Source organism: Chryseobacterium edaphi (assembly GCF_025628985.1).
GTDB lineage: Bacteria > Bacteroidota > Bacteroidia > Flavobacteriales > Weeksellaceae > Chryseobacterium > Chryseobacterium edaphi.
In genome coordinates this window covers 19,506-28,851 of record NZ_JAOTEM010000009.1, presented here as the reverse complement: position 1 = coordinate 28,851, position 9,346 = coordinate 19,506, and the positions used below count along the sequence as shown (strand labels likewise).

Here is a 9,346-nt window from a genome sequence, read left to right as displayed (position 1 = left end):
CCCGCTAGCGTTCATCCTGAGCCAGGATCAAACTCTCCATTGTATGTTTGTCTGACTCACTCAAAGTTTTGACGCTTTAGTTTTTCCTTACTTGGTTGTTATATCTATTTTTCAATGATCTCTATTCTTCCGCTTCCCCGGCCACCCTTTTCTGTCGTTGGGCTTTGCCGTATTTGCGTGTGCAAAAGTAAAACTTTATTTCTAATTGACCAAATGTTTTTACAGAAATTTTAAAGTTTTTTAAGTAACCCTAAACTCCCTTCTCAACACCTAATCTCTCTACTCCTGCGCTCCCCGTATCGGGACTGCAAAGATAATAACTTTTTTTAACCTCACAAATTTTATCTGAATAAAAGTTGGTGAAATTTTGAAGCTTTTTCTTTTTGAAGTTTTTTGTTTCTGCCTATCTAAAGGCGCTTCTGCGCTACTGACTAACTCTCGTTTTTCAGTGGGGCAAAAGTAGTACGTTTAACCCTCTACTTCCAAATATATTTAACATAATGTTTAACTTAAATTCATATTCAATCCTAAAGCATTGATAACCTGAAACAAAAATTTAAACTAATGTTGGGTAATGCAGGGTAAGGTTAAGGGTGAGGGTGAGGAAAGTTGAGTCGGAGGGTTTTAGGGTTGGAAAGTTTTAGGGTTGGAGAGTTTGAGAGTTGGAGAGTTGGGGCGGTGGAGCGTGAAAGCGGTGGAGAGTTGGAGGGTTATTACGTTGAAGAGTTCGAAAATTGAAGGTTTTGCAGCATGGGTTGGTGTATGAATGCGTTTGAGTGTCGGCATCGAAGCGTTCTAAAGTTTGATAAATTTCGCAAAAGCTCCGCAAGGATGAGATTCTGTAGCGTAAAGGCTTTCGTAAATCGGAGTACCGGAGTGAGGAAGTTTCAAATCCAGATATACGGGATTTTGTAAAAAATATTTTTACATAGGATTTTTTTGTCGCTGAAGGCATCATGGTTTAGAAATTTCTACTCCTTTAACATCCGCAACGGTGACGCTCCAACGGAGCTCTCTTTTCCTTCTGTATAAATACTTCCTACAAACATGGCGCTCCTACGGAGCGCTTGCTTGGAAGGAGTATTATTAATTACAAAGATATTGCTCCACCGGAACTTGGCGGATTTTGTGGGAAAATTATTATAAATATTATGCTCATTTATACTCCCGCGAAATCGATGAATATTATTCTAGACTATACAATGCGGAACTCCTTCAGAGTTTCGGTATTACAAAATATAAGGTTGTTTTACACATGTTTTATGACCACGAAGCAATTTATAAAGATAATTATAAGTGAAGCAGAGTGAAAAAATTTATTGAAGTCTAATAATGGTAAATCTAGCTGATTAAAAACCTGGACGAATCATACTCTTTATGACAAATCGTGATCTGCGGACAAATCCCATAGCCCCGATCGAAACGGCATCCTTTTTTTGATGGCCGATGCAAAGCAGCGGCCATCAAAAAAAGATATAGTGGAGAGCGGGATAAAGCTCCTGAGAGAAAATGTAAATGGGTATATGAAAGTCAGACAATCAAAATTTTTGTATACATTATATATATGTATTAGTTTGAATGTTTTTAGATTCTCCTTAAATTTGTTTAAAATTTAAAGCATGAATTATAAACTTGAACTCAATACGCAGGAACACGGTTCTAAAATTGTTTTCAATACTATCGTATTTGATTCGTTCAAGATTAATATTGTTGAACGATATATGGGAAGGATGGATTCTAATCCGAAATTATGCGAAGTACTTTTTAAAATAAGAACTCTTGATGATCATCTTATTAAAAGAAAAGATGGCAATGCCAGAATAAGAATTAAGGGTGAGGATTTTGAAACTTACCAAAAATTGAGCAGAACTTTGAATTCCTACGATTACAGAAATAAACTCATCAGCAGAAAAGATGCAGATCAGGAATATGTACACTTTATATTGAGATTGGTAATCACTAATTATGAACTCAATTAATCTGTTTATTTTTAAAAACAGAAACTGACAATCGTAATAATAAGGACGAACATTAAACAATAAAATATGTCTATAACAAACGAAACTGAATTAATAGGAATGAAAAAAGTGAGCGACGTCGTTGCTTATACTTTAAAGGAAATGAAAAATTTCGTTAAACCAGGAATGACTACCAAAGAACTAGATGATTTCGGGGCAGCTATTCTGGAAAGTTTCGGGGCGAAATCTGCACCTCTTATGACGTATCAGTTTCCCGGTTGTGCCTGTATAAGTGTAAACAGTGAATTCTGTCACGGTATTCCTTCTGAGAATACAGTTTTGAAAGAAGGCGATCTTATTAATATAGATGTTTCTGCTGAATTGAATGGTTTTTGGTCAGACAACGGAAATTCATTTGTAATAGGAAAAGACATTCATCAACATCAAAAATTGGTTGACGCTTCAAAAGAAATATTAAAGAAAGCAATTGACAATATAAAAGGAGGTGTGAAAATCTCAGATATAGGTCATCTTATGGAAAGTGAAGCCAAAAAAAGAGGTTATAAAGTTATTAAAAATCTCGGCGGTCACGGTATTGGTAAAAGTCTGCATGAAAAACCTGAAGAACTGTTGAATTACAGAAATCGCTTCGACCAAAGAAGATTCAAAAAAAATTCTGTAGTCGCTATCGAAACCTTTATTACCACATCTTCATCATATGCCATAGAACTGAATGACGGCTGGACAATGGTGGGTGATAAAGGTGGATTTATGGCTCAACATGAGCACACAATCTTAATTACTGACGGAAAACCAATCATTTTGACTGAAATGAATGGCGTTTGGAATTGACATAATCAAATATCTAAACTCACAAATAATTTTTTAGCTTAACAATTTTAGCCAAACATATGAAAAAAGCATTAGCGGTATTTGTAGCAGGAACTTCAGCAATCGCTGCCGCTATTTATCTTTCGGGGTATGGATATATTTTTAAAGCTATTGCTATTAACTTAAAAAAAGGCGCTTTGACCCCTTCTACTGATGATGAAGAAAAATTTCCATCACATATAGTTCCTAATCTGAAATCTAAAAAATGGGATAAAGATGAGAAATATAATACAAAACTCCTCTCTGAAAGCGTTATAAAAGATTTAAAAAAAACGCGCGCATCATCTCTTATCGTGATTCGCAACAATCAATTGGTCCACGAAGAATATTGGAAAGACCACAATCATTCTTCAATCATGAACTCTTTTTCTATGGCAAAAGGAATTCTTTCCATTTTAGTTGGCTGTGCTATTGACGACGGTTATCTGCAGTCTGAAGATCAATTGATATCTACTTTATTTCCGCAATATAAAAATAGTGAATATGGTCAGTTTCTTACTTTTAGACACTTGATGACAATGCAGGCCGGCCTTGATTGGGAAGAAGAATACCATCACCCTTTTGCTCCTAATTCTAAGCAATATTTTGTTGATGATCTTGCGAAACAGGCTTTTGAAGTAGAATTAAAAGAAATGCCTGGAGAAAAATATGAATATCAAAGCGTTTCTGCACAACTTTTAGGTATTGCTCTCATCAAAGCAACAGGTAAAAATCTTGCAACTTATCTTTCAGAAAAAATATGGAAACCTTTAGGAATGGAATTTCCTGCAAAATGGAGTATTGATGAAAAAGGAATAGAAAAAGCATTCTGCTGCATCCACGCAAATCCGAGAGATTTTGCAAAAATCGGACAACTTGTAATGCAGAATGGAAACTGGAACGGGCAACAACTCATCAGCAAAGAATATTGTAAAAAGCTGTTAACTCCTACGAAACTTAATGATGCTTTCTGTTTTACGATCTGGACCAATCAGGAAAACGATTTGAAATATTATTTTTTCTACGGATTTCTCGGTCAGTTTATCATTATGATTCCTGAAAAAAATATGGTAATTGTGAAAACAGGACTTTATAATAAGCTGGAAGTTGATGATAAAAAAAGACCACTTCAAGTCGCACTTTTAGCAGAAGAACTGAGCAAAATCTTTTAATTTTAAATAAAAATAAAATAATTCTGCAGTGAAGCTTAATAAAACAGAATTCTTACTTTTCTATTGAGGCACGTTACTTGTAAATAACTCTCACTTATACTTTAATATAAAATTTATAAGTAATGGACAATGATAAGTTTTTTAAAATATTGGGTTTCGTGGCAACCGCTACATCAATGGCAATGTATGTTTCTTACATTCCACAGATAACCAGCAATTTACATGGAGATAAGGGCGATTGGCTTCAGCCATTAGTCGCTGCTATAAACTGTATGCTTTGGGTAGTTTATGGGATTATGAAAAAACCAAAAAGAGATCTCCCCATCATCATTGCCAACTCTCCAGGTATTTTGTTTGGTCTTTTTGCATTTTTTACTGCAGTTTAAAAATATAATTTTACGATTTCTGAAATTTTAATAACTGTAATTTAGTTTTAATAATTACCTCATCCTAAATTGAAAGTCTATCTTAAAAAACAAAATAACACACCGAAGGCATGTTATTTTGTTAATGTTTAACTATTAATATTAAATTTATTTCACAGCAGTTTTTGCCTTTTCCGATTCCATCAAATGATGTTCTAATGTAGGAAGAGTCTTACTTGCGAAAGCTTTCAGAGAAGCTTCTGAGCCTCCTGACGCTTCTTTCTTAAATTCTGCTATATCTTTCTTGTGATCGGCCACCATAAGATCGGTGTACATACGATCAAAGTCTGCACCTTTTTTAGCTTTAAGATCATCATGCATCTTTTGTTGTTCAGCATTCAGACTTGTCGGCAATGTGTAACCCACTGTAGAAGCCCATTTTTTTAATTCGTCATTGGCTTTTCCATGATCTTTAGCCATCATTTCGCCTAATGATTTTACAGTGGCATTGGTAGAAGTACTTGAAGCGAGCTGTCCCATCATCACTTCCATCATACCTCCTCTCGCAGCGGCGTCAGCAAATGTTTTGTCTTGATCACTCAAGGTAGTTGCCGCAGAATTAGGATTTGATACTGTCGCAGAATCATTGAGAGTCATTGGAGAATCTGCAGGCATCGACATATCGGTTGCCGAATCTTCTGAATTATTAACTGCCGTACTTTCTTTTTTGTTACAAGCTACCATTGCAGCAACTGTCAACAGAGTTAGAATTGAATTTTTCATAAAATATATAATTTGATTGGTTTAGTAATGAGTAATAAATTTCATACTTTGCTCTAGCTGTAACAATTTGTCTGCCAAATTATTAGAACTTTGCTTATTGACTAGTAAAATTTGTAAAAAAGTAATGTTTTATCATTAAGAAATAAATATTAATAAAATGAAATGGACTTAAGATCATGATCAGCAAGCTTTTTCCTCAATGATCTCAAATGCAAATCCCGGAAAATTTTCGGTTTTTACAGAATATTTTATATTTTTTGCTTCTAAAAAATCTTTTGCTGTGTTGATGAGTATATTGATAATCCAAAAACATAAAGTCTTCTTTTGATCTTTAAATTGGTGAATACAGTTCCATGCATTTAAAAAAGTCAACTCAACAATCTCATCGGCAAATTCTTTGGATGGCAATGCTTTCGTTGCTAATCCGTATAATATACAGCTATATCGACTATACAGAAGATCGAAACCTGCTTTATTTTTTTGCTGAATCAAAAGATACAGTTCCTGGTCAGTATACTTTTTGTCGGTGTTTGTTTTCATAAAGCACTTATAATCTTTGTATTATCTTATCCCTTCATTAAAAATTAATGAATCATTAAAAAAATGGATTAAGTTTGATTAAAAGATTATAAATTCCCCCGCTGTGATTCTCGCTCTTGTATATAATTATTTTGATCCTGATCCTATTTTTAAAACTATTAGATAATTTGTCCTATAGAAATTTTATGCCAAACATAATTGATTATAATTCTGGATTATTAATTTCTTATAATATTAATAAATCTTATTTTCATTTAGAAGAAGGAATAATGAAGTTTCTTCCAGATTCAACAAAATGACTTTCGCCGCGATATTGTATTGTTTTAGGATATTTTGGCGATGTTGCAACATGTGCTTTCACAATTTCAAAAATGAAAAAATTGAAATCTTTAATTAATTTATTATTATAAAGTCTGCACTCAAAATTTGCAAAACAATTTTCGAGTAACGGTGCTTTTACCAGATCTCCGTCTTTAATATCCAAATCAAATTCATTAAATTTGTCGACATCAGCACCACTGCAATTTCCGATCGCTACAACAGTTTGGGACAGTTCTAATGTCGGAATAATGATCACACATTCTTTACTTTTTCTTATCAATTCAAAACTATGATTCCCGCTGGAAATCATACATCCTATTAATGATGGTTTAAATTCCATTATTGTGTACCAACCCATCGTCATGATATTTTGTTCACCTTTATAGGCAGATGTTACAAGAACCGTTGGAGTTGGTTCCAGAAAATGACGCGCATCTTCAACCGGATAAGATTTTTTGCTGTACTTTTTCATATTTAAAATTAATACGATTTTAGTACCATTTTTTTACTTTAAAATTTCACCTAGAAAATTGATGAAAGTTTAAGTCACCTTTCTCTCTTTATTGGATTTAAAAATTTGATTTCCATTGAAAACAATTACTGCAAGAAATATTAACGCATAAGAAAATATTGGTAAGGTTCCTAATGGTTCGTGATAAACAACTCCGGCTAAAACAAATGCAATGATGGGATTAATGTTCAAAATCATTCCTACTTTTGACGAGCTGATTCCCGTCAAAGCATATAAATTTAAAAACAAAGGAACAATTGTATAAAGGACTGCAATGATTTCTACATAAAAATAGAATTTAAAATCTGAAGGAACCGGTCCTGAAAAAGCAGGAAAAAATGGTATCAGTATAATCGCCGACAATAAAATATGACCATTGAGAATCAAAAATTTATCAAACTCATAGTTTTTGTTTTGACTGACAAGATAACAAGCGTAAGTAAAACCAATCAGACTGCTGTAAAACATATCGACTATATTGGTGTAGGAAAGCAATATACAACCGATACAACTTAGAAAAACAGAAAGCCACTGAAGTTTCGTCAATTTGTCACGAAGAAAAAAGTATGCAAGGATCGTCGTGATAATCGGACAAACAAGATAAGCAACCGAGGTCGCTCTTACATTGATATGATTCATTACATAAATAAACGAAAACCAATTTGCCGTTAGCAAAACGCTGCTTCCAATGTTCAATCCAATAAAATTCCACTTTTTTGTTTTTGGAAGAGATTTAAAATAATTGATATTGTTTTTTAGTTTTTCTCTTTTAAAAAGTACCGAAATGATTGACATGATCACCGCACAACTGAAAACACGATAAAAAAGAATATCTAAAGACGCATATGAATGTAAAGGCTTCAAAACCAAGCTGAAAGTTCCCCAAATAGAAAATGCAGAGATAGCCGCCAAATAATATTTTAAATTGTTCAAAATGAAGTTGTGATTTTAAATGTACAGTCATGCGAAATTATAACTTTTCTAAAAAAGAAATGAGTGGCAATTATTTAAATATAATTGATAAAACCATTTATTCAGATCAAAGATTTATTTTAAATAAAAAAACTCTTGGTACTAGATTTGTAACTGATTGTCTGAACAATGCATCAAAAGTTTTCTCTCTTCTAAATAAAACTTTAAAGTGCAATTCATCTAAATCACCACTCACGAAATTAATCTCCAATGAAAATATTTCTCACCGGCGCGACAGGATACATCGGTAAAAGATTGCTCATACAGCTCCTGAGCAGCGGTCATGAAGTTATTTGCTCTGTACGCGATAAGAAGCGTTTCGATCTTTCGCTTTATGAAAACTACAAGAATCAGCTCAGTGTAATTGAGCACGATTATAATGACGTTGCTTCGCTCTCTCCTATCGATCAGGATATTGAAATCGCTTTTTACCTCATCCATTCAATGTCTGCCAATGCAGATTTTAGCAAAGCCGAAAAAATTTCAGCTAAAAATTTTGCCGAAACTGTTGAAAAGACAAATTGCCAACAGGTTATCTATCTCACAGGAATTGTAAATGACGAACAACTGTCAAAACATTTACAATCAAGAAAGGATGTCGAAAAAGAACTTCAATCAGATTCATATGCATTAACCGTTTTACGTGCAGGGATTATCATTGGCTCAGGATCGGCTTCGTTTGAAATCATCCGCGATCTTGTGGAAAAACTTCCAGTAATGGTTGCACCAAAATGGCTGAAAACTCTCTGTCAACCCATCGCCATTAGAAATGTAGTAGAATTTCTCATGGGTGTAATGGGAAAATCTTTTACATACAATAAACACTTTGACATCGCAGGTCCGGATGTTTTGTCCTATAAGGAAATGCTACTGATTTTTGCTAAAGAGAGAAATTTAAAAAGAACAATTATTTCTGTTCCCGTTCTCAGTCCAAAAATATCTTCTTACTGGCTTTATTTTATCACTTCAACATCTTATGTTTTAGCTAAAAATCTTGTCGAAAGCATGAAGATAAACGTTGTTGCAGAGAAAAATGATCTTGCAGAAAAGCTGGGAGTCAAGCTTCTCTCTTATCGGGAAAGCCTAAAATTGAGTTTTGATAAAATAGAACAGAATGACGTTTTATCTACATGGTACGACTCTTTCGGAAACTATAAATATTCTAAAGATGTCTGGAATTTCTTGGAAGTACCGACGATGGGTGTTTTTAAAGATAAAAAAGTACGAGAGATCAAGAATGAGGAATTGACACTTGATAAAATATTCGGTATTGGTGGGAAAAACGGATGGTATCATGCTAATTATCTCTGGAGTCTGCGAGGAAGTATTGATAAACTTTTTGGTGGTGTTGGCTTAAAGAGAGGACGGAAAAATTCAAAATCGATCAATGTGGGAGATAGTATAGATTTTTGGAGGGTTCTTTATGCAAGCAGAGAAGAAAAGAGACTTCTCCTTTTTGCGGAAATGAAAGTTCCCGGTGAAGCCTGGCTCGAATTTAAAATTGCAGATGGAAAACTCACACAGGAAGCCACCTTCAGACCTGTCGGAATTTTGGGACGATTGTATTGGTATGCGGTACTTCCCTTTCACGGATATATTTTTAACGGAATGATCAGTAAGCTTGCGGATGAAAAGTGATTTAATCATTTATAAAAAATATTCCAATCATAAGATGTAAATGGCACAGAAATTGAAATTAAAGATATAACTATTAAAAAATACCTATTTAAGGAACTACAAATATTCTCGGCTTCTGCTGAGAATATTTTTTTTGGCTACATGTCAAAATTCGGCGGCACAGACTTTGTGATTTGTTAGAAGTATGTCAATAATTCTATTTTCAAATAAATTCAA

General features: G+C 33.8%; 9 protein-coding genes. 5 read left to right on the top strand and 4 right to left on the bottom strand.

Annotated features, from left to right (window positions below; all coding sequences use genetic code 11):
- Positions 1-1,619: 1,619 nt before the first annotated feature.
- From NZ698_RS19400 to NZ698_RS19385, 4 genes are all read left to right on the top strand, one after another.
- Positions 1,620-1,979 carry a prevent-host-death protein gene (locus tag NZ698_RS19400; RefSeq protein ID WP_263004933.1) on the top strand — a complete coding sequence of 120 codons (360 nt, stop codon included), beginning with the start codon at positions 1,620-1,622 and terminating at the stop codon, positions 1,977-1,979.
- Between the two features lie 66 nt (positions 1,980-2,045).
- Positions 2,046-2,810: a type I methionyl aminopeptidase gene (map, locus tag NZ698_RS19395; protein WP_263004931.1), complete on the top strand. Its 765-nt coding sequence runs from the start codon at positions 2,046-2,048 to the stop codon at positions 2,808-2,810.
- A 59-nt stretch (positions 2,811-2,869) separates the two neighbouring features.
- A complete protein-coding gene (locus NZ698_RS19390) occupies positions 2,870-4,000 on the top strand; it encodes a serine hydrolase domain-containing protein (RefSeq protein WP_263004929.1) in 1,131 nt (376 codons plus the stop codon).
- Positions 4,001-4,122: 122 nt separating this feature from the next.
- Positions 4,123-4,386 (top strand): SemiSWEET family transporter, encoded by a 264-nt coding sequence (locus tag NZ698_RS19385; protein ID WP_263004927.1) that lies wholly within the window; start codon positions 4,123-4,125, stop codon positions 4,384-4,386.
- A 147-nt stretch (positions 4,387-4,533) separates the two neighbouring features.
- Here the strand turns inward: NZ698_RS19385 and NZ698_RS19380 are convergent, their stop codons facing one another.
- From NZ698_RS19380 to NZ698_RS19365, 4 genes are all read right to left on the bottom strand, one after another.
- Entirely contained in the window at positions 4,534-5,148 is a 615-nt protein-coding gene (locus NZ698_RS19380) for a DUF4142 domain-containing protein (protein ID WP_263004925.1), read from the bottom strand.
- 180 nt (positions 5,149-5,328) lie between these two features.
- Positions 5,329-5,688: an RNA polymerase sigma factor gene (locus NZ698_RS19375; protein WP_263004923.1), complete on the bottom strand. Its 360-nt coding sequence runs from the start codon at positions 5,686-5,688 to the stop codon at positions 5,329-5,331.
- A gap of 250 nt (positions 5,689-5,938) precedes the next feature.
- Positions 5,939-6,481: a flavin reductase family protein gene (locus NZ698_RS19370; RefSeq protein WP_263004921.1), complete on the bottom strand. Its 543-nt coding sequence runs from the start codon at positions 6,479-6,481 to the stop codon at positions 5,939-5,941.
- 69 nt (positions 6,482-6,550) lie between these two features.
- Entirely contained in the window at positions 6,551-7,453 is a 903-nt protein-coding gene (locus NZ698_RS19365) for an EamA family transporter (protein ID WP_263004919.1), read from the bottom strand.
- A 249-nt stretch (positions 7,454-7,702) separates the two neighbouring features.
- Here NZ698_RS19365 and NZ698_RS19360 point away from each other — a divergent pair, with 249 nt between their 5' ends.
- Positions 7,703-9,130 (top strand): SDR family oxidoreductase, encoded by a 1,428-nt coding sequence (locus NZ698_RS19360; protein WP_263004917.1) that lies wholly within the window; start codon positions 7,703-7,705, stop codon positions 9,128-9,130.
- Positions 9,131-9,346 lie beyond the last annotated feature (216 nt).